This is a genomic window from Streptomyces xanthophaeus, assembly GCF_000725805.1.
GTDB lineage: Bacteria > Actinomycetota > Actinomycetes > Streptomycetales > Streptomycetaceae > Streptomyces > Streptomyces xanthophaeus.
Genome location: NZ_JOFT01000027.1, coordinates 26,064 through 46,832, shown reverse-complemented (window position 1 = coordinate 46,832; position 20,769 = coordinate 26,064). Strand labels below are relative to the sequence as shown.

Sequence of the window (20,769 nt, the reverse complement as noted above, 5' to 3'; positions counted from 1 at the left end):
AACGGGGGCCGGGCACGCATCGTGCCCGGCCCCCTACGTTCGGGTGTCATGGCCCTCCGGATGCGGGGAGGCGGCGGTGCTTGGCGTAATCTCGGAGGCTGGAGCCCGCCGATCTCGGGACCTTGATCCACACCTTGGGGTTGCACAGCAGATGACTGCCATCTCACTCGGAATGCCGGCCGTGCCGACGAAGCTTGCCGACCGCAGGGTCAGCCGCAAGATCCAGGTCGGCTCCGTGGCCGTCGGCGGCGACTCGCAGATCTCGGTGCAGTCGATGACCACCACCCGTACCTCCGACATCGGCGCCACGCTCCAGCAGATCGCCGAGCTGACCGCCTCCGGCTGCGACATCGTCCGGGTGGCCTGCCCGACCCAGGACGACGCGGACGCGCTCGCGGTGATCGCGAAGAAGTCGCAGATCCCGGTGATCGCGGACATCCACTTCCAGCCCAAGTACGTCTTCGCCGCGATCGACGCGGGCTGCGCCGCGGTCCGGGTGAACCCGGGCAACATCAAGCAGTTCGACGACAAGGTCAAGGAGATCGCGCGGGCCGCCAAGGACGCGGGCACCCCGATCCGCATCGGCGTGAACGCGGGCTCGCTCGACGCCCGGCTGCTGAAGAAGTACGGCAAGGCCACCCCCGAGGCGCTGGTCGAGTCCGCGCTGTGGGAGGCCTCCCTCTTCGAGGAGCACGGCTTCAGCGACATCAAGATCTCGGTCAAGCACAACGACCCGGTCGTCATGGTCAACGCCTACCGCCAGCTGGCCGCGGCCTGCGACTACCCGCTGCACCTGGGCGTCACCGAGGCCGGTCCGGCCTTCCAGGGCACCATCAAGTCGGCCGTCGCCTTCGGCGCGCTGCTCTCCGAGGGCATCGGCGACACGATCCGCGTCTCCCTCTCGGCCCCGCCGGTGGAGGAGATCAAGGTCGGCATCCAGATCCTGGAGTCGCTCAACCTCAAGCCGCGCCGCCTGGAGATCGTCTCCTGCCCGTCCTGCGGGCGTGCGCAGGTGGACGTCTACAAGCTGGCCGAGGAGGTCACGGCGGGCCTGGAGGGCATGGAGGTCCCGCTGCGCGTGGCGGTCATGGGCTGCGTCGTGAACGGCCCGGGCGAGGCGCGCGAGGCCGACCTGGGCGTCGCTTCCGGCAACGGCAAGGGCCAGATCTTCGTGAAGGGCGAGGTCATCAAGACCGTCCCGGAGTCGAAGATCGTGGAGACCCTCATCGAAGAGGCGATGAAGATCGCCGAGCAGATGGAGAAGGACGGCGTGATGTCCGGCGAGCCCACCGTCGCCATCGGCGTCTGAGACCCGCTCCGGGACCGGTCCCGGACCGGTCCTGAAGGACACCGCCCCGGTCCCGTTCTCCCAGCTGGGAGGACGGGACCGGGGTTTTTCGTGCCCTGCGGGACGCGGCATCCCCCAGCCATGCCGGGTACAGTGCGGAGATCAGCAGACTTGTACGGTGAGGCCCCAGTGTTGACGCAGACCACCACCCGGGTCCTTGAGCCCAGTGACCTCGAGGCCGCGCTCCAAGTCCTCGGACGCGAGCCGGTCGCGAACGCCTTCGTCACCTCCCGGGTCCAGGTCGCCGGACTCGACCCCTGGCGCCTGGGCGGCGAGATGTGGGGCTGGTACGCCGACGGCGAGCTGCGCTCCCTCTGCTACGCCGGCGCCAACCTGGTCCCCGTCTGCGCCGGACCCGACGCCATCCGCGCCTTCGCCGACCGGGCCCGCCGCACCGGCCGCCGCTGCTCCTCGATCGTCGGTCCCGCCGACGCCACCCGGCTGCTGTGGCAGCTCCTGGAGCCCAGCTGGGGACCGGCCCGGGACATCCGCTCGCACCAGCCCCTCATGATCATCGAGGAGCCGTCCAGCACGGTCCGGGCCGACCCGCTCGTCCGCCGGATCCGCAAGGACGAGATGGACCTGATCATGCCCGCCTGCGTGGCCATGTTCACCGAGGAGGTCGGCGTCTCGCCGATGACCGGGGACGGCGGGCTGCTCTACCAGGCCCGGGTCGCCGAGCTCGTCGGCACCGGCCGCTCCTTCGCCCGCATCGAGGACGGCAAGGTCGTCTTCAAGGCGGAGATCGGCGCCGCCACCGCACGCGCCTGCCAGATCCAGGGCGTCTGGGTCGACCCCGAATTCCGTGGCCGCGGCCACTCCGAGAGCGGGATGGCCGCCGTCGTCGCGTACGCGCTGCGGGACGTGGCGCCCGTGGTCAGCCTCTACGTCAACGACTACAACACCGCCGCGCGGGCGTCCTACCGAAGGGTGGGCTTCCGCGAGGTCGGCGCCTTCATGAGCGTCCTGTTCTGACCGGTCACGCTCCTGCGCCGCCATATCGGAGCGCACCTACCCCGCAGTAAGGTCGCCGCATGCTGCCAATCCCCGGGGGCGACGGCCCCGCCCGCCCCGCCGGCCTCCAGATCGGCCCGCTCGACCTCGCCGGCCGGGTGGACGAGGCCCTGCGCGTGCAGGCGGTCGCCTTCGGCCTCAGCGAGGAGGAGGTCGGTATCCGGCGCTACATCGTGCAGCGTCACATGGCTTGCGGCGGAGCCCGGGCGCTCGGCGCGTTCACCGAGGACGGGACGCTCACCGGATTCGTCTACGGGATGCCGAACGACCGGACGTACTGGTGGTCCACCATCGTCGAGCCCTACCTGCGGGCAGGCGGCCATGAGGGCTGGCTCGAAGGCTCCTTCGTGATCACCGAACTCCACGTCCACCCCGGCTTCCAGGGCCACGGCGTCGGCCGCGCACTGATCACCCGCATCACCGACGGCGCCGCCGAGCCGCGCTCGATCCTCTCCGCCATCGACACCGACAGCCCGGCCCGCCGGCTCTACCGGGCGCTCGGCTACAGCGACCTCGCCCGCCGGGTCCACTTCCCGAGCGCGAGCCTCCCGTACGCCGTCATGGGAGCCCCGCTGCCGCTGCGCAGGCCCTGAATCCGGTTCCGGGATCCCGAACGGCCCCGGTAACCTCCCGGTATGTCAACGCAACACGTGCAGCGCATGTCCCGTCTCATGGCCAAGACCCTCCGCGAGGATCCGGCCGACGCGGAGACCATCAGCCACCGGCTCCTGGTCCGCGCCGGTTACGTCCGGCGCAGCTCGGCCGGAGTGTGGACCTGGCTGCCGCTGGGCAAGCGGGTCCTGGAGAACGTCTCGCGCATCGTCCGCGAGGAGATGGACGGAATCGGCGCCCAGGAGGTGCTGCTCCCGGCGCTGCTGCCCAAGGAGCCGTACGAGGTCAGCGGGCGCTGGTCGGAGTACGGCGACCTGCTGTTCCGGCTCCGCGACCGCAAGGGCGCGGACTACCTGCTCGGCCCGACCCACGAGGAGATCTTCACTCTCCTCGTGAAGGACCAGTGCACGTCGTACAAGGACCTGCCGGTCATGCTGTACCAGATCCAGACCAAGTACCGGGACGAGGCGCGTCCCCGCTCCGGGGTGCTGCGCGGACGCGAGTTCCAGATGAAGGACTCCTACTCCTTCGACGTGTCCGACGAGGGCCTGGAGGAGTCGTACCGCCTCCACCGCGAGGCGTACGTCCGCATCTTCGAGCGGCTCGGGCTGGACCACCGGATCGTGTCGGCGGTCTCGGGAGCGATGGGCGGATCGGCCTCGGAGGAGTTCCTGGCACCCGCCCCGGCGGGCGAGGACACCTTCGCGGACTGCCCCTCCTGCAGCTACGCGGCCAACTCGGAGGCCGTCACCTTCCCGCTGACCCCGGTGGCCGCGGAGCACCCGGCGCTGGAGGAGGTGGACACCCCGGACACCCCGACGATCGAGACCCTGGCGGCGCACCTGGGCGTCCCCGCCTCGGCGACCCTGAAGAACCTGCTGGTGAAGGTCGACGGCGAGATCATGGCCGTCGGCGTGCCGGGCGACCGCGAGGTGGACCTCGGCAAGCTCGGCGAGCACCTGGCCCCGGCCGTCGTGGAACTGGTCACGGCGGAGGACTTCGAGGGCCGCACCGACCTGGTACGCGGCTACGTGGGCCCGCAGGGCCTGGAGAAGGTCCGCTACCTGGCGGACCCGCGGGTCGCGCCCGGCACCGCCTGGGTCACCGGCGCCAACCGTGCGGACACCCACGCCCGCAACGTGGTCTGCGGCCGGGACTTCGAGGTGGACCAGTACCTGGACGTGGTCGTCGTGGAGCCGGGCGACCCCTGCCCCTCCTGCGGCGCCGGCCTGCGGCTCGACCGGGCGATCGAGATCGGGCACATCTTCCAGCTGGGCCGCAAGTACGCCGACGCCTTCGGGCTCGACGTGCTGGGCCGCGAGGGCAAGCCGGTCCGGGTGACCATGGGCTCGTACGGCATCGGCGTCTCGCGCGCCGTGGCCGCGCTGGCCGAGCAGACGGCCGACGAGCGCGGGCTGTGCTGGCCCGCGGCGGTCGCCCCGGCCGACGTCCACGTGGTCGCGGCGGGCAAGGCGGTCCCGCTGGCGCTGGCGGAGGAGGCGGCCACGGCCCTGGCCTCCGCGGGCCTGCGGGTCCTGCTGGACGACCGTCCGGGCCTGTCCCCGGGCGTGAAGCTGACGGACGCGGAGCTGATCGGCGTCCCGTGGATCCTGGTGGCGGGCCGCCGTTCGGCCGAATCGGTGGTCGAGCTGCAGAACCGCGCGACGGGCACCCGCGAGGAGCTCCCGCTGGCCGAGGCCCTCGCCCGCCTGACGTGACCTGCCCGACCCGGCCCGCCTGACGTGGCCCGCCCGATGTGAGGCGGGCCGCGCCGCGGCTACCCGGGCGGCGTCCCGTCCCGGTCGGGGGCGGGCCCGACCGGCTCCGGCGCGGGCCCGTACGGGGTCAGTCCTGCTCCCCGTACCTCGTCGGCCGCGGCCGGCCCGGGGCCCTCGGAGGCCGGGCCGGCCGGGGCCGGGTCCTCGTACGCGACCGCCCCCGGAGGCGGAGCGGCGCGCTCCAGGAAACGCAGCAGCTCCACCGGGAACGGCAGGACCAGCGTGGAGTTCTTCTCCGCGGCCACCGCCACCACCGTCTGGAGCAGCCGCAGCTGGAGCGCCGCGGGCTGGTCCGCCATGACCTCGGCCGCCTCGGCCAGCTTGTGCGAGGCCTGGAGCTCCGCGTCCGCGTTGATCACGCGGGCGCGGCGCTCGCGGTCCGCCTCCGCCTGCCGGGCCATCGACCGCTTCATCGTCTCCGGCAGGGACACGTCCTTGATCTCGACCCGGTCGATCTGCACGCCCCAGCCCACGGCCGGGCTGTCGATCATCAGCTCCAGGCCCTGGTTGAGCATCTCCCGGTTGGAGAGCAGGTCGTCCAGATCCGATTTCCCGATGATCGACCGCAGCGAGGTCTGCGCCATCTGGGAGACGGCGAAGCGGTAGTCCTCCACCGCCACGATCGCGCTCGCCGGGTCGACGACCTTGAAGTACACGACGGCGTCCACCCGCACGGTGACGTTGTCCCTGGTGATGCCCTCCTGGGCCGGCACCGGCAGCGTCACGATCTGCATGTTGACCTTCCGCAGGCGGTCCACACCGGGGACGATCACGGTGAAGCCGGGGCCGCGGATGTCCTCGCGCAGCCGCCCGAGACGGAACACCAGGCCCCGCTCGTACTGCTTCACCACCCGGGCGGCGGCGCCCATGTAGAGGGCGACACCCGCACCGGCGGCGATCACCGCTGTCAGCAGTTCCTCGACCATGACGGCCCCCTGCCGGACATCCGTACGTACTTACGGTATGCCCTACAGCCAGCCCGCGAACTCCAGCAGCATCTCCGCGTCCCGGCGCCGCCCGGCGGCCAGCGCCCGGTTGCCCGACTCCACGGCCCGGAACAGGGTCCAGCCCCGCAGTCGCTCCCGGTCCACCTCCAGGGCGTCGGCCAGTTTGTTGACCCGGCGCCGCGCCCCCGCCGCGCCGGCCGAGGAGGCGACCTGGTCCTCCAGCCGGTCGCGGACCAGCCGGGCCAGGTCGTACGCCCGCTCACCCGTCAGCGGGTCCGGGCCCACCGTCAGCCACGGCGCCCGCTCGCCCGCCAGCACCTTGCCCTGCCGGAAGTTCCCGTGCAGCAGGAGCTGCTCCGGCGCGGCCGCGACCAGCTCGTCCCGGAAGGACAGGGCCACGTCGGCCAGGGGCCGGATCTCCGGCGGCGCCGTCCGCAGCGCCTGCGACTGGCGCTCCGTACGCTGCGCCACCGTCTCCCAGAGCTGCCCCGGCGGCGGCGCCACCCAGAGCCTGCGCAGCGTGCCGCAGGCCTCCAGCAGCGCCTTCGCCTCCGGCAGCGACCTCAGCGAGACCTCCGGGTGCAGCCGCTCCAGCAGCAGCGCCCCGTCCTCCTCGTGGTGGCGGCTGTCCAGGACCCGTACGGAGCCGAAGCCGCCCCAGTGCGCCAGCGCGGCCAGCTCCCGCTCCGGGTGGGCGTGCGGCGGCGCGAGCTTCAGCGCGGCCGGGGTCCCGTCGGCGTAGTGGACGAGGACCACCAGACTGCTGCGGCCGCCCGGGGCCTGCACCCGCTGGGCCCGTACCTCACGCCGTGCCAGCGCGGCCTCGGTGAGACCGGGCAACTGCCCCAGCCAGTCCGGGTCCCGGTCCGATTCCGGCGTCTCGCCGAGCGCCCGTACAAGCCGCTGCGGCGGTTCGAAAGCCATGCGTGCGTGGTCCCTTTCAGCTGTACCGGGGCCCAGGGGGTCGTCCGGTGGATCCGGGCCGTGCCCGGCCCTCCTGGTGCCCCCGCGCCGTGCTCAGCGCTTTTCCGTGAGCCCAGGGAAGGCTACGCCGACACCGCGCCAGCGTGCCGCGCACAGCGCCGAGGCGCTCAGCGCGTCGGCTGCCATGCGGCGCAGCGGACCCTCCGCCGCGCGCACGAGGTCCGAGTACGCGCCCGCCACCCGGTCCTCGATGTCGGCGGCGAGCCGCTCGGCGTCGGCGGGGGTGCGCACCGCGAACGGCATGACGTACGCCGCCTCCGAGGGCCGGGGCGAGCCGCCCAGCTCCCGTACCGTCCGGGCGAGCGCGTCCCGCCGCGCCAGGTGGCCGCTGTACGCCTCGCGGGCCTCGGTGGTGCGGGCGGAGTCGGCCCGGGCGCCGATCACCCCGTAGCCGTACGCGGCCGCGTGCTCGGCGGCGAGTGCGGCCTGCGCGGCCTCCAGGGCCCCGCCGGGGACGGAGGGTTCGGGCTTCACGGCTTGGCTCCGGGGGTCGAGGTGAGCAGGTACGCGTGGACGGCGCCGCAGGCGGCCACCGAGGCCAGCAGGCGGGCCAGCTCCCCGGGCGCCCCGGCGAGGTCGATGGTGCGGGCCTCGGACAGGCTCCGCTCGGCGTCCGCGAGGGCGGTCAGCGCGTCGGCAGGCTGCGCGGGCACCGGCGCGGGCGCCCCCGCCGAGGTCACGGTGGTGGGCGAGGCCGCCCACGAGGGGGCCGCGGTGGGCGAGCCGGTGACGGGGCCGGGGGAGGAGGCCAGGGCCGCCGTGTGGGCGGCGACGGCGGTGCGCAGCGGGGCGAGCCGCGGGGCCAGGGCCGGATGGGCGGCGGTGGTGGCGTCGTAACGTTCCAGCAGGCGCTCGCTGTCACGGACGGCCGCTTCCCGCATCTGCCGTTCGAGTGGAATGGAAGAGTCCGCGGCGGGGGGCTCCCCGCCGGAGCACCCGGTGAGCAGCGCGGCTCCGGCCGCGCCGGCGGCGCCGGTCAGCAGGCTCCGGCGCGAGGGCCTCGGTGGCAGGGTCCAGGGCACGGGGACGTCCTCGGGGGGTGATGGCGGGGCAGGTGTGATCACGGTACCCGGGGGTCCCCCGTGAGGACGGACGGCAACACCCTCCGCGACCGGATACCCTTTGACCTGACACACGACGGAAAACCACAACAGCACACGCGGCCGAGGAGTCACCCGGATGAGCACCACCCAGAGCGACAGGCTGCGCGGACTGCTGGAGCCGCTCGTCGCCGCCAAGGGCCTGGACCTCGAAGAGATCGAGCTCTCCAAGGCGGGCAAGCGCCGGATGCTGCGGATCATCGTGGATTCCGACGAAGGTGTGGAGCTGGACGCGTGTGCCGAGCTGAGCCGTGAGGTCTCCGACAAGCTCGACGAATCCGACGTGATGGGCGAGGACGAGTACGTCCTCGAAGTCAGCTCCCCCGGCGCCGACCGCCCGCTGAGCGAGCACCGTCACTACGTACGGGCGACCGGCCGCCTCGTGAAGTTCCAGCTGACGCCCGACGGGGAACTGATCGCCCGCATCCTCGGTGTGGACGACGAGGGTCTGGATCTGGAAGTACCGGGCGTGAAGGGCCGCAAGGCGACCGCCCGCCGCATCGCGTTCACCGACATCGCCAAGGCGCGTGTCGAGATCGAGTTCAACCGCAAGGACAAGAAGGAAGAGGAGGCGTAGTCGTGGACATCGACATGAGTGCCCTGCGGGGTCTGGTCCGGGAGAAGGAGATCTCCTTCGACCTGCTCGTCGAGGCGATCGAGTCGGCCCTCCTCATCGCGTACCACCGGACCGAGGGGAGCTTCCGCCGCGCCCGCGTCGAGCTGGACCGCACCAACGGTCACGTGGTCGTGTGGGCGACGGAAGACCCGAGGGACCTCGAAGAGGGCCAGGAGCCCAAGGAGTTCGACGACACCCCGTCGGACTTCGGCCGGATCGCCGCGACGACCGCCAAGCAGGTGATCCTCCAGCGTCTGCGCGACGCGGAGGACGACCTGACCTTCGGCGAGTTCGCGGGCCGCGAGGGCGACGTCATCACCGGCGTGGTCCAGCAGGGCAAGGACCCCAAGAACGTCCTGGTCGACATCGGCAAGCTGGAGGCCATCCTGCCGGTGCAGGAGCAGGTCCCCGGTGAGGAGTACACGCACGGTCTGCGCCTGAAGGCGTACGTCGTGCGGGTGGCGAAGGGCGTCCGCGGTCCGTCCGTGACCCTCTCGCGCACCCACCCCAACCTGGTGAAGAAGCTGTTCTCGCTGGAGGTCCCCGAGATCGCCGACGGCAGCGTCGAGATCTCGGCGATCGCCCGCGAGGCCGGCCACCGCACCAAGATCGCCGTCCGGTCCACCCGCTCGGGCCTCAACCCGAAGGGCGCCTGCATCGGCCCCATGGGCAGCCGCGTGCGCAACGTGATGGCCGAGCTGCACGGCGAGAAGATCGACATCGTCGACTGGTCGGACGACCCGGCGGAGATGGTCGCGAACGCGCTGTCACCCGCCCGGGTGAGCGAGGTCGAGGTCGTCGACTGGGACACCCGCTCCGCCCGGGTGACCGTGCCGGACTACCAGCTGTCGCTGGCCATCGGCAAGGAGGGCCAGAACGCCCGCCTCGCCGCGCGGCTCACCGGCTGGCGCATCGACATCCGTCCCGACACCGAGACGGCCCCCGACGGGGACCGCGCCCGGGACGGGGAATAAACCACTACCGGCCGGGCCTTACCAGCCGGTAGACAAGGATCACGGCCACTGCGCCGCCGGGACCGGAAACGGGCCCGGTGGCGGGCCGTGACGTCATAGATCAAGACAACACGACAGCCGTTCGACGTTCTCCCCGCACCTTGCCGGGGGAGAGGTCGGTGCGGGGAGGTAGACTTAGGCGTGTCTGGCCGGACGCAAGCCCGCGCATGCCCCGAACGCACCTGTGTGGGGTGCCGGGAGCGAGCGGCCAAGAGCGATCTGCTGCGCATCGTGGCGATCGGGGACGAATGCGTCCCCGATGCGCGCGGTACGCTGCCCGGCCGGGGTGCCTATGTGCACCCTGCCGTGGTCTGCCTCGACCAGGCGGTCCGCCGACGCGCGTTCCCCCGGGCCCTCCGGTCCGCCGGACCGCTCGACACGGAGGAACTGCGCAAAGCACTGGCCGTAGCGGCCGAGGCGACACCGTAAGAAGTAAGAGAACGGCACGGGTAACCCGTGCGGTCAGGTACCTCGCGAGTTGGAAGTAGGTCGAGATTGCGATGAGCACTCGATGAGTACGCGATGAGTACGCCCATGAAGTAGCGACGGTCCGGCGTAACCCGGACCTAAAAGGAGCGAAGTGGCTAAGGTCCGGGTATACGAACTCGCCAAGGAGTTCGGAGTTGAGAGCAAGGTCGTCATGGCCAAGCTCCAGGAACTCGGTGAGTTCGTCCGTTCGGCGTCCTCGACGATCGAGGCGCCGGTTGTACGCAAGTTGACTGACGCACTGCAGGGGCCCGGCGGCAACGCCGGCAAGTCCGCTGCGAAGCCCGGCGCGCCCCGTAGCGCCGCGCCTGCAAAGCCCGGGGCTCCCGCCCCGGCACGTCCCGCTGCGCCGAAGCCCGGTGCACCGGCCCCCAAGCCGGCCGCTGCCGAGGCTCCGGCCGCCGCGGCGCCCGCTGCCCCGGTGACCCCGGCCGCCTCCGGCCCGCGTCCCGGTCCGAAGGCCCCGGCCGCCCCGAAGCCCGCTCCGGCGGCGCCCGTGGCGACCGAGTTCTCCGCGCCTCCGGCGGCCCCGGCCGCCCCGGCGCGCACCGAGCGTCCCGCCGCGGCTCCCGGCCCCCGTCCGGCGCAGCAGCGTCCGGCCCAGGGTCAGGGCGGCCAGACCGGTGCCCGTCCCGGCGCCCCGCGTCCGGCCGGCGCCACCCCCGGCGCCCAGGCCCCGCGCCCGGCCGGTGCTCAGTCCCCGCGCCCCCAGGGCGCCCGTCCGGCGGGTCCCCGTCCGGGCAACAACCCGTTCACCTCCGGTGGCTCGACCGGCATGGCGCGCCCGCAGGCGCCCCGTCCGGCCGGCGCTCCCCGTCCCGGTGCCCCCGGCGCCGGTGGCGGCCAGGGTGCTCCCCGTCCGCAGGGCGGCCCCGGCGGCGCCCCGCGTCCGCAGGGCCAGGGCGCAGGCCGTCCGACCCCGGGCGGCATGCCCCGTCCGCAGGGCGGCGCTCCGCGTCCCGGTGGTGCTCCCGGTGGTAACCGTCCGAACCCGGGCATGATGCCGCAGCGTCCCGCTGCCGGTGGTCCCGGTCCCCGTCCTGGTGGCGGCCCCGGTGGCCGTGGTCCCGGTGCGGGTGGCGCGCGTCCCGGTGGCGCCGGTCGTCCCGCGGGCGGCGGCTTCGCCGGCCGTCCGGCCGGTCCCGGCTCGCGTCCCGGCGGCGGTGGCGGCTTCGGCGGCCCGCGTCCCGGTGGCGGCGGCTTCGGCGGCGGTCCGGCTGGTGCCGGTGGCGGCGGCCGTCCCGGCTTCGGCGGGCGTCCCGGCGGTCCCGGTGCCCGTGGTGGCACGCAGGGTGCCTTCGGCCGTCCCGGTGGTCCGGCGCGTCGTGGTCGCAAGTCCAAGCGTCAGAGGCGCCAGGAGTACGAGGCCATGCAGGCCCCGTCCGTCGGCGGCGTGATGCTGCCTCGCGGCCAGGGCGAGACCGTTCGCCTGTCGCGCGGTGCCTCCCTCACCGACTTCGCGGAGAAGATCAACGCCAACCCGGCGTCGCTCGTCGCCGTGATGATGAACCTCGGCGAGATGGTCACTGCCACGCAGTCCGTCTCCGACGAGACGCTCGAGATGCTGGCCGGCGAGATGAACTACGTCGTCCAGATCGTCAGCCCGGAGGAAGAGGACCGCGAGCTCCTCGAGGGCTTCGACATCGAGTTCGGCGAGGACGAGGGCGGCGAGGAATACCTCATGCCGCGTCCGCCGGTCGTGACCGTCATGGGTCACGTCGACCACGGTAAGACCCGACTGCTCGACGCCATCCGCAAGACGAACGTCGTTGCGGGCGAGGCCGGCGGCATCACGCAGCACATCGGTGCCTACCAGGTCGGTACCGAGGTCAACGGTGAAGAGCGCAAGATCACCTTCATCGACACCCCGGGTCACGAGGCGTTCACCGCCATGCGTGCCCGTGGTGCCAAGTCGACCGACATCGCGATCCTCGTGGTCGCGGCCAACGACGGCGTCATGCCGCAGACGATCGAGGCGCTCAACCACGCCAAGGCCGCCGGCGTCCCGATCGTCGTCGCGGTCAACAAGATCGACGTCGAAGGCGCCGACCCGGTCAAGGTGCGCGGTCAGCTCACCGAGTTCGGTCTGGTCGCCGAGGAGTACGGCGGCGACACGATGTTCGTCGACATCTCCGCCAAGCAGGGTCTGCACATCGACTCCCTGCTCGAGGCCGTCGTCCTCACCGCCGACGCCTCGCTCGACCTGCGCGCCAACCCGGAGCAGGACGCTCAGGGTATTGCGATCGAGTCCCACCTCGACCGCGGCCGCGGTGCCGTTGCCACCGTCCTCGTCCAGCGCGGTACCCTCCGCGTCGGCGACACGATGGTCGTGGGCGATGCCTACGGCCGCGTGCGCGCCATGCTCGACGACAAGGGCAACAACGTCGAGGAAGCGGGTCCGTCGACCCCCGTCCTGGTCCTGGGTCTCACCAACGTCCCCGGCGCCGGCGACAACTTCCTCGTCGTCGACGAGGACCGTACGGCCCGTCAGATCGCCGAGAAGCGTGCTGCGCGTGAGCGCAACGCCAACTTCGCCAAGCGCGTCCGTCGTGTGTCCCTCGAGGACCTCGACTCCGTGCTCAAGGCCGGTCTGGTCCAGGAACTCAACCTCATCATCAAGGGCGACGCGTCCGGTGCGGTCGAGGCTCTCGAGTCCTCGCTGCTCCAGCTCGACGTCGGTGAAGAGGTCGACATCCGGGTCCTGCACCGCGGTGTGGGTGCGGTCACCGAATCCGACATCTCGCTGGCGATGGGCTCCGACGCCATCGTCATCGGTTACAACGTCCGTGCGGCCGGCCGTGCCGCGCAGATGGCGGACCGCGAGGGCGTCGACGTCCGCTACTACTCGGTGATCTACCAGGCCATCGAGGAGATCGAGGCGGCCCTGAAGGGTCTCCTCAAGCCGGAGTACGAAGAGGTCGAGCTCGGTACGGCGGAGGTCCGCGAGATCTTCCGCTCGTCCAAGCTGGGCAACATCGCCGGTGTCCTCATCCGGTCCGGCGAGGTCAAGCGCAACACCAAGGCGCGGCTCCTGCGCGATGGCAAGGTCATCGCCGAGAACCTCACCATCTCCGGTCTGCGCCGCTTCAAGGACGACGTCACCGAGATCCGCGAAGGCTTCGAGGGCGGTATCAACCTCGGCAGCTACAACGACATCAAGATCGACGACGTCATCGCGACGTACGAGATGCGCGAGAAGCCCCGCGCGTAAGCGCGAGGCGGTTCGCACCGTGTCGTAACTCGTAACACCGGGGCCGGTCGGCGGAATATCCGTCGATCGGCCCCGGCCGTTGCGTGTACGGTTCTGATGACCCGGCCGTACGGCGGACGGGTGATCCTGACGGGCGACGGCCCGGCAGGCCATCGAACCCGCACCGGCGGGACATCCGGAACTGCATGTACGTGGGGACTCTGTCCTTCGATCTGCTCCTCGGCGACGTCCACTCGCTGAAGGAGAAACGCTCCGTCGTCCGGCCCATCGTCGCCGAGCTCCAACGCAAGTTCTCCGTGAGCGCGGCCGAAGTGGGCGACCAGGACCTGCACCGGAGGGCCCGCATAGGGGTCGCTCTGGTGAGTGGGGACGCGGGGTTCCTCTCGGACGTACTGGACCGCTGCGAGCGGCTGGTCGCGGCACGTCCGGAAGTGGAGCTGCTGTCCGTACGACGGCGCTTCCACGGTGATGAAGACTGATTGCTTGTCTGCAAGAAAAGAAGGAGACGGACCAGTGGCCGACAATGCGCGGGCGAAGAAGCTGGCGGACCTCATCCGGGAGGTGGTGGCCGAGAAGCTGCAGCGCGGCGTCAAGGACCCCCGCCTCGGGACGCACGTGACCATCACGGACACCCGGGTCACCGGCGACCTGCGGGAGGCCACGGTCTTCTACACGGTCTACGGGGACGACGAGGACCGGGCCAGTGCGGCTGCGGGCCTGGAGAGCGCCAAGGGCGTTCTGCGTTCCGCGGTCGGCCGGGCGGCGGGCACCAAGTTCACGCCCACCCTGACCTTCGTCGCGGACGCCCTCCCGGAGAACGCCAAGACCATCGAGGACCTCCTCGAGAAGGCGCGTACCTCCGACGCCCAGGTGCGGGAGGTCTCCTCCGGCGCGAAGTACGCCGGCGACGCCGACCCGTACAAGAAGCCCGATGAGGACGACTCGGCCGGGGACGACGACGAGGACGCAACCGCGTAATGAGCACCGACGCAGGGAAGACTCCGGACGGCCTTGTCATCGTCGACAAGCCGTCCGGCTTCACTTCGCACGACGTGGTCGCCAAGATGCGCGGGATCGCCAAGACCCGCCGCGTCGGCCACGCCGGCACCCTCGACCCGATGGCGACGGGCGTGCTGGTCCTGGGCGTGGAGAAGGCGACCAAGCTCCTCGGTCACCTCGCGCTCACGGAGAAGGAGTACCTCGGCACGATCCGGCTGGGCCAGAACACCCTGACGGACGACGCCGAAGGCGAGATCACCTCCTCCACGGATGCCGCCGGGGTCACCCGGGAGGCCGTGGACGAGGGCATCGCCAAGCTGTCCGGCGAGATCATGCAGGTCCCGTCCAAGGTCAGCGCCATCAAGATCAAGGGCGTGCGTTCCTACAAGCGCGCCCGCGACGGCGAGGACTTCGAGATCCCGGCCCGCCCGGTGACCGTCTCCTCGTTCCAGGTGTACGACATGCGCGAGGCGGAGGCCGAGGACGGCACCAAGGTCGTCGACCTGGTCGTCTCCGTCGTCTGCTCCAGCGGTACGTACATCCGCGCCCTGGCCCGTGACCTCGGCGCCGACCTGGGCGTCGGCGGGCACCTCACCGCGCTGCGGCGGACCCGGGTCGGCCCGTACAAGATCGACCGGGCCCGGACCCTGGACCAGCTCCAGGAGGAGCTGACCGTCATGCCGATCGGCGAGGCGGCCGACGCGGCCTTCCCGCGCTGGGACCTGGACGCACGGCGGGCCTCGCTGCTCGCCAACGGCGTGCGGATCGACATGCCCGAGGTGTACGAGGCGGGCAAGGCGGTCGCGGTCTACGGCCCGGAGGGCCAGCTGCTCGGGCTCGTGGAGAGCAAGGGCGGGAAGGCGAAGTCCCTCGCGGTCTTCGCCTGATCCGGTACGGGCCGCCTGCTACCGCGTAGCGGGTGCCGCGTCGATTCGATTCGATGTCGATGTGGACGTCGCTGTCGCTGACGCTGTCGACGTGGAGCGGTGAGCGCACATGTACTGCTGCTCACCGCTCCACGACCCCCCTCGGGTAGGTCTCTATCCACCCGGACCCCGGTATTCACCCGTCCGAGCAGGCGCTCGGAGTGAATGCGGGGAGCGTAGGGGGGCGCGTTCGTCTTGCGTCCTTTTCGTGCTGATCTTCACCTGCCTACCGTCGTGAGGACGGGGAGCGGCGGGGGAGTGGTGCGGCTGTGGCGACGGACGAGGTCGGCGGGACCCAGGGAACGGACGTAACCGGCGGGACCGGTGTACTCGGTAGGGCTGGCGGGACCGGCGGGGCCGGCGGGACCGGTGTGCTCGGCGGGACCGGCTCGGACGTGTACGGAGGCGCCGGTCACGCCGAGGGCGTGGAGCTCGTCATCCTCCGCGATCCGGCCGGGCTGCCGCGTGGCAGCGGATTCCTCGCAGACCTGGCCGGGACGGTGATCACCAGCCACCGGGCCGTCGCGGGACTGACCCAGGTGTTCCTGCACGCACCCGGACCCGGCGGGCGGACCTGGCTGGCCGGACCCGCGGACGTGACGGTGTTGCCGGGGGTGGGGCTGGCGCTGGTGCGGACCGACGGGCTGGGGGTGCGGCCGCTGCCGGTGGCACTGCGCGGACCGGTCGCCCCGGGGGCCTACGTACGGCTGGCCGCGCGGGGATGGCGGCAGGCGCGGGTGCTGGGGGGCGCCGAGGTGACCTGCCGGGCGGTGGGCGAAGCCCACGACGTGCCGGCGGACCTGGCCCTGGAGCTGGCGATCGGCACCGACGGGCGGGACGCGCTGAGGCGGGGCGGAGAGGCCTGCGGGGGCCCGGTTCTCGACGCCACGACCGGTGCGGTGCTCGCGGTGGTGAGCACTGCTCTGCAGGCGGAGCACCGGACCGGTGACTTCGCCGTGGCCCTGCATGCGGCGGCCGCCGCAGACCCGGGCGGCCCCCTGGCCGTACTGCTGGAGCGCAACGCCGCTACCGTGCCCGGCCACGGGGCGGACCTGAACCTCGCCGGAGCACTGGAACTGACCGCGGCCACCCGGGGCCCGGCCCTCCCTCCGGACGGCGCCGGACCTGGAAGCGAACCCGTGGAGCGGCCGGGCATCGCCGCGGAACTGGACGCCTTCACGGCGGGGGACCGTCCGGTCCTCGGCCTGGTGGGGGAACCGGGCACCGGCAGGACCACGGCCCTGGCAGCCCTGGCCGCGCGCCGGGCGCGGCGCGGACACCCCGCCCCCACCCTGTGGCTCCGCGGGTCGGACCTGCGGGGCGGCGACGACTCCCTGGCCGCCGCGGTGTCCCGGGCCCTGTCCACGGCATCCGAGACCCTGTCCACGGCATCCGAGATCCTGGCCAACGGGCCCGGGACCTCAGCCGCTGGGTCCCGGATCTCGGCCGCGGGCTCTCAAACATCGGCCGCGGGTTCTCGGATCTCGGCCGCAGCGGTTCAGTTCACCGGGGCGTCGCCTGGTTCCGCTCAGCCTTCTGACTGTGTCCGTGCCCCCGCGCAGGCCCCCGCGCCGCCGGGTCCCGGCTCCGGCCCGGATCCCACCAGCCCCGGTCACGGCCTCGGGCCCGACTCCGGTCCCGATGTCCGCCCCGGCTCCGGCTCCGGTCCAGGGCCCGGTTCCCGTCTCGGCGTCGGGTCACGCTCCGTTCTCGGGCCCGGCTCCGGCTCCGGCTTCGCGTCCGGACCTGGCTCCCGTCTCGGTGTCGGGTCACGCTCCGTTCTCGGGCCCGGCTCCGGCTCCGGCTCCGGCTTCGCGTCCGGACCTGGCTCCCGTCCGGGCTCTGGCTCCGGCTCCGGTGTCGGGTCCGGCTCCGGTCTCGGTGTCGGGGTCGGCTCTGGCTCAGCCCTGGGCTTCGGTTCCGGTCTCGGCTCCAGCTCCAGCTCCAGCATCGGTCCCGGGCTCGGGTCCGGTTCTCGTCCTGGCCCGGGACTTGGGGTCGGGGCCGGGGGGTGGGCTGTGCTTGATCCGGCCGGGGTGCCTGCGGCGGTGGCCGTGCCGCAGCAGCGTGCCGCGGCCTCGGCGGGCTCCGTAGCACCGGCGCCGCCCCTGCAGGACGGCGTCGCCGAGCGGGTGGCGCGGCTCTGTGAGGATGCCGGGCGGGGCCTGCTGATCGTCCTGGACTCCGCGGAGGAGGCGCCGCCGGAACTGTCGGACCCGCCCGGACCCTGGACCGCGGCCACCGCGGCCTGGCTCCGCGCCACGGGCGCCCGCATGATCGTCGCTGCCCGGCCCGAGCACTGGGAACGGGCCGGGGCCCTCTACCCGCCCGGGGACCTGCACGTCCCGGCCCGGCCCGCCCGGCGGCTGCCGCCCGCGCTGCTCCTCGGCGACCTCACCCCCGCCGAGGCCGGGGCCGCCCTGACCCGGCTGGGCATCCCCGCCGACGCCGTGCACGCGGCCGACGCCCGCCATCCGCTCACCCTGCGCCTGCTCTCCGGGATCCGTGCGGCCGGGGTCACCTCCGGCCGCCCCGGCCGGGACGAGGTCTTCGCCGCCCACCTGGACCTGCTCTGCCTGCGAGCGGCCGTCCGGGTCGCCGCAGACGGGGCCGGGCCCGCCGGGGTGCACGGCCCGGGCGTCCGGCGGCTCGCGGCACGGGTGGCGGGCAGGGTGCACGAGGCCGCCCGCCGGTGCCTGGGGCCCGGCCGGGGACAGCTGGACCGCGCCTCCTTCGAGGAGTTGTTCCCCTGGCGCACCGGCTGGGCCGCGGCCGTGCTCGCCGAAGGGCTGCTGGTACCCGCCGGGTCCGGCTACCGCTTCGGCCACGAGGCGCTGTCCGACTGGGTCCAGGCCTGCCACCTGGACGTTCCGACGGCCCTCGCCACCCTCGTACGCCGTCCTGCGGGACCGGGGCGGCCCGTGCCCCGGCACCGGATCGGGCCCGTCCTGGAAGCCCTGCGCAGGCTGCCCCCGCAGGAACGGCACCGGACGCTGATGGGCCTGGTCCACCGCCTCAACGGCCTCGCCGAGGACCTCCAGGAGACCCCGCCGGCCACCCCGCCCGCCTCCGCAGGCCCCGCCTCCGCAGGCCCCGCCTCCGCAGGCCCCACCGCCGGGGACAGCCTGCGCGACCAGGCCTGGTGGGCGGCCCGGCTGCTGCGCGAGAGCCTGCTCAGGACGCCCGACGCCCTCCCGCACCTGCCCGTCCTGCACGCCCTCGCCGAGCACGTGGCCCGCACCGGGCCCGGCGAGTTCGGCGGGTGGTTCTGGAACCGGCTCCGGCTGCCCGAGCCCGACCGCCTCGACCTCCTGCGCCGCCTGCTGCCCGCCGACCCGGCCGAAGCCGTTCCCGGGGACCGCTACCTCGACGCCGCCGCCCGCCGCCTCGCCCGTGACCCGAAGCTGGCCCAGCCGCTGCTCTGCGCCTGGTTCACCGACGGGCGCCGCCTGCGCGGCCGCCCCGGCGCCACGGTCGCCGCCGCCGCCCAGGCCCTGCTCCACACGCACCGCCGCCGCGCCCCGGACGATCTGACCGAAGCGCTCGTGGCCGCCGCCCACCCGTGCGCCGACGAACTGCTGGCCGTACTCGCCGAGGAGGAGTCCTCCGCCCTGTGCCGGGCCGTGGACCGCTGGGCGCACGACGAACGGCCCGGGCGCCGGGTCGCGGCCGCCGTGTACGGGCAGGCCGCCGCCCCGCACGTGCGCACCCCCGCCGACCGCGACCTGCTGCGCCACGCCGCCCAGGCGCTGCTCGCCCGCCCCGCCGACGCCGCCCTGCACGGCAGCGCCCTGGCCGTACTGCTCCGTGACCCGCAGGTGCGCGGCCGGTACCTGCCGCAGGCCCTCGCCCGCTTCCGTGACCCCGGCACCGCCGACGGACCCGCGTGCGGCGCCCGGCTCCCCGCGGCGACGCTGGTCGCAGCCCTGCCCGTACTGCCCGACCAGGACGCGGTGTTCGCAGCCCTGCGGGAGCGGGCCGACGGAGAGGTGGTGCGGGCCCTGGCCGCGCTGACGACGCCGGGGCTGGCCCGGCGCGCGGGTGACCTCGTACGCGAACACCTGGCGCGCCACCCCGAGGACGCCCCGCACGCCGCCGCCTTCGTGGACCTGCGCCTCGAACAGGGCCCGGTCGCGGCCTCCGTGCTCCGGCCGCTCGTCCTCGACCTGCTCCGGTCCGCCCCGGTGGGCGTGCGGTCCGCGCTGGCCCCGGTCCTGGCCGCGCCGGGCGGCGCGGCCTCGCAGCCGCTGCGCGGCGAGCTGGCCGACGTACTGCTGCGCGAGGAGAGCGACCCGCAGGTACTCGACGTGTTCCTCGGTGCCGTGGCCTCCGGGGCCGGCGTACGGCCGCCCGGCCGGACCCGGGAGCTGCTGAGGCGCACCGGGCGGCAGCTGATGCGGGCTCCGGGCGGGCTCGCGGTGTTCGAGCGGCGGACGGTGGAGCTGGCCCGCAGGGACCCGGCCTTCGGTTCGTTCGTGGTCCGATGGATGGCGGAGGCGGCGACGGAGGCCGCGGCGCTGCTGGGTCCGAGCGCCCGCAGGACGGTGGAGACGCTCATCTCGGCTGCCGCGGCTCAGGATGTGACGTGATGCGGCGTGCTGTGACATGACCTGCGGTGACGGCCGGACCCGGACCGGGGCGGCCGACGGACGGACGCCGATGCTGGCCACCGGTCCCCGGCATGGCAGTCTTAGACCTGCAATCGGCAATCAGTTCAAGGACTACAAGGGTTCGGGCGAGGAGCGGTCACAGTGCAGCGCTGGCGTGGCTTGGAGGACATCCCCCAGGACTGGGGACGCAGCGTCGTCACCATCGGCTCGTACGACGGTGTGCACCGGGGTCACCAGCTGATCATCGGACGGGCCGTGGCCAAGGCCCGCGAGCTGGGCCTGCCCTCCGTCGTCGTCACCTTCGACCCGCACCCGAGCGAGGTCGTCCGTCCCGGAAGCCACCCGCCGATCCTGGCCCCGTACGACCGGCGGGCCGAGCTGATGGGCGCGCTGGGCGTGGACGCCCTGCTGATCCTGCCGTTCACGGCGGACTTCTCGCAGCTGTCCCCGGCCGACTTCATCGTGAAGGTGCTCGTCGACAAGCTGCACGCGCGCGCCGTCATCGAGGGACCGAACTTCCGCTTCGGCCACCGCGCGGCCGGGAACGTCGACTTCCTGCGCGAGCTGGGCTCCACCTACGACTACGAGGTCGAGGTCGTGGACCTGGTCGAGCGCGGCGAGGCGGGCGGCGGGGTGCCGTTCTCCTCGACGCTGGCGCGCAGGCTGGTCGCCGAGGGTGATATGGAGGGCGCCGCCGAGATCCTGGGGCGGCCGCACCGGGTCGAGGGCGTGGTCGTGCGCGGCGCGCAGCGCGGACGCGAGCTCGGCTACCCGACGGCGAACGTCGAGACCCGGCCGCACACCGCGATCCCGGCGGACGGGGTGTACGCGGGCTGGCTGACGGCGGACGGCGAGCGGATGCCCGCGGCCATCTCGGTGGGCACGAACCTGCAGTTCGACGCCACCGAACGGACCGTCGAGGCGTACGCGATCGACCGCATCGGGCTGGACCTGTACGGCATGCACGTCACCGTCGACTTCCTCGCCTACGTGCGCGGGATGGCGAAGTTCGAGTCCCTGGACGGCCTGCTGGAGGCCATCGCGGACGACGTGAAGCGGGCGCGGGTGCTGACGGACGCGTACGACGCGGAGCGCTGACGCTCCTGCGCGAACGGGTGAGGGCCC

17 protein-coding genes are annotated in these 20,769 nt (G+C 73.1%); 13 read left to right on the top strand and 4 right to left on the bottom strand.

From position 1 onward, the window contains the following. The first annotated feature begins 151 nt into the window (after positions 1-151). The 4 genes from ispG (at position 152) to IO30_RS0117440 (ending at position 4,692) form a co-directional block, all read left to right on the top strand. Positions 152-1,309, top strand: a complete 1,158-nt coding sequence (ispG, locus tag IO30_RS0117455) for a flavodoxin-dependent (E)-4-hydroxy-3-methylbut-2-enyl-diphosphate synthase (RefSeq protein WP_031144049.1) — start codon at positions 152-154, stop codon at positions 1,307-1,309. Between the two features lie 120 nt (positions 1,310-1,429). Beyond that, positions 1,430-2,323, top strand: coding sequence for a GNAT family N-acetyltransferase (locus IO30_RS0117450; protein ID WP_202205092.1), 894 nt, complete (start codon positions 1,430-1,432; stop codon positions 2,321-2,323). A 59-nt stretch (positions 2,324-2,382) separates the two neighbouring features. Then, the gene (locus IO30_RS0117445; RefSeq protein ID WP_031144045.1) at positions 2,383-2,955 is read left to right on the top strand and encodes a GNAT family N-acetyltransferase; all 573 of its coding nucleotides are present in this window, start codon (positions 2,383-2,385) and stop codon (positions 2,953-2,955) included. Between the two features lie 42 nt (positions 2,956-2,997). Beyond that, positions 2,998-4,692, top strand: a complete 1,695-nt coding sequence (locus IO30_RS0117440) for a proline--tRNA ligase (protein ID WP_031144043.1) — start codon at positions 2,998-3,000, stop codon at positions 4,690-4,692. Between the two features lie 59 nt (positions 4,693-4,751). Here the strand turns inward: IO30_RS0117440 and IO30_RS0117435 are convergent, their stop codons facing one another. The 4 genes from IO30_RS0117435 to IO30_RS0117420 all read right to left on the bottom strand — a co-directional run bounded on the left by IO30_RS0117435 (position 4,752) and on the right by IO30_RS0117420 (position 7,705). After that, positions 4,752-5,678, bottom strand: coding sequence for a slipin family protein (locus IO30_RS0117435; RefSeq protein WP_037894375.1), 927 nt, complete (start codon positions 5,676-5,678; stop codon positions 4,752-4,754). A gap of 42 nt (positions 5,679-5,720) precedes the next feature. Next, positions 5,721-6,623, bottom strand: a complete 903-nt coding sequence (locus IO30_RS0117430) for an aminoglycoside phosphotransferase family protein (RefSeq protein ID WP_031144040.1) — start codon at positions 6,621-6,623, stop codon at positions 5,721-5,723. Positions 6,624-6,716: 93 nt separating this feature from the next. Beyond that, a complete protein-coding gene (locus IO30_RS0117425) occupies positions 6,717-7,157 on the bottom strand; it encodes a ferritin-like domain-containing protein (RefSeq protein ID WP_031144038.1) in 441 nt (146 codons plus the stop codon). Next, complete coding sequence (locus IO30_RS0117420; protein ID WP_031144036.1) at positions 7,154-7,705, bottom strand: hypothetical protein; 552 nt, start codon at positions 7,703-7,705, stop codon at positions 7,154-7,156. Before IO30_RS0117420 ends, IO30_RS0117425 begins: the two co-directional genes overlap by 4 nt. A 157-nt stretch (positions 7,706-7,862) precedes the next feature. Between IO30_RS0117420 and rimP the strand changes: the two genes are divergently transcribed. From rimP to IO30_RS0117375, 9 genes are all read left to right on the top strand, one after another. Further along, positions 7,863-8,360: a ribosome maturation factor RimP gene (rimP, locus tag IO30_RS0117415; protein ID WP_031144034.1), complete on the top strand. Its 498-nt coding sequence runs from the start codon at positions 7,863-7,865 to the stop codon at positions 8,358-8,360. Between the two features lie 2 nt (positions 8,361-8,362). Further along, complete coding sequence (nusA, locus tag IO30_RS0117410; RefSeq protein WP_031144032.1) at positions 8,363-9,373, top strand: transcription termination factor NusA; 1,011 nt, start codon at positions 8,363-8,365, stop codon at positions 9,371-9,373. Between the two features lie 180 nt (positions 9,374-9,553). Continuing rightward, entirely contained in the window at positions 9,554-9,841 is a 288-nt protein-coding gene (locus IO30_RS0117405; protein WP_078904177.1) for a YlxR family protein, read from the top strand. A 151-nt stretch (positions 9,842-9,992) separates the two neighbouring features. After that, on the top strand, positions 9,993-13,109 hold the full coding sequence (gene infB / locus IO30_RS43620) for a translation initiation factor IF-2 (protein WP_078904176.1): 3,117 nt from the start codon (positions 9,993-9,995) through the stop codon (positions 13,107-13,109). A gap of 185 nt (positions 13,110-13,294) precedes the next feature. Then, positions 13,295-13,588, top strand: a complete 294-nt coding sequence (locus IO30_RS0117395; RefSeq protein ID WP_030030358.1) for a DUF503 domain-containing protein — start codon at positions 13,295-13,297, stop codon at positions 13,586-13,588. Between the two features lie 34 nt (positions 13,589-13,622). Beyond that, positions 13,623-14,087, top strand: a complete 465-nt coding sequence (gene rbfA / locus IO30_RS0117390; protein ID WP_031144024.1) for a 30S ribosome-binding factor RbfA — start codon at positions 13,623-13,625, stop codon at positions 14,085-14,087. Beyond that, complete coding sequence (gene truB, locus IO30_RS0117385; RefSeq protein WP_031144022.1) at positions 14,087-14,995, top strand: tRNA pseudouridine(55) synthase TruB; 909 nt, start codon at positions 14,087-14,089, stop codon at positions 14,993-14,995. Before rbfA ends, truB begins: the two co-directional genes overlap by 1 nt. Before the next feature lie 464 nt (positions 14,996-15,459). Beyond that, a complete protein-coding gene (locus IO30_RS42020) occupies positions 15,460-19,623 on the top strand; it encodes a hypothetical protein (protein WP_157853332.1) in 4,164 nt (1,387 codons plus the stop codon). A 162-nt stretch (positions 19,624-19,785) separates the two neighbouring features. After that, positions 19,786-20,742: a bifunctional riboflavin kinase/FAD synthetase gene (locus IO30_RS0117375; protein ID WP_078904175.1), complete on the top strand. Its 957-nt coding sequence runs from the start codon at positions 19,786-19,788 to the stop codon at positions 20,740-20,742. Positions 20,743-20,769: the final 27 nt, after the last annotated feature.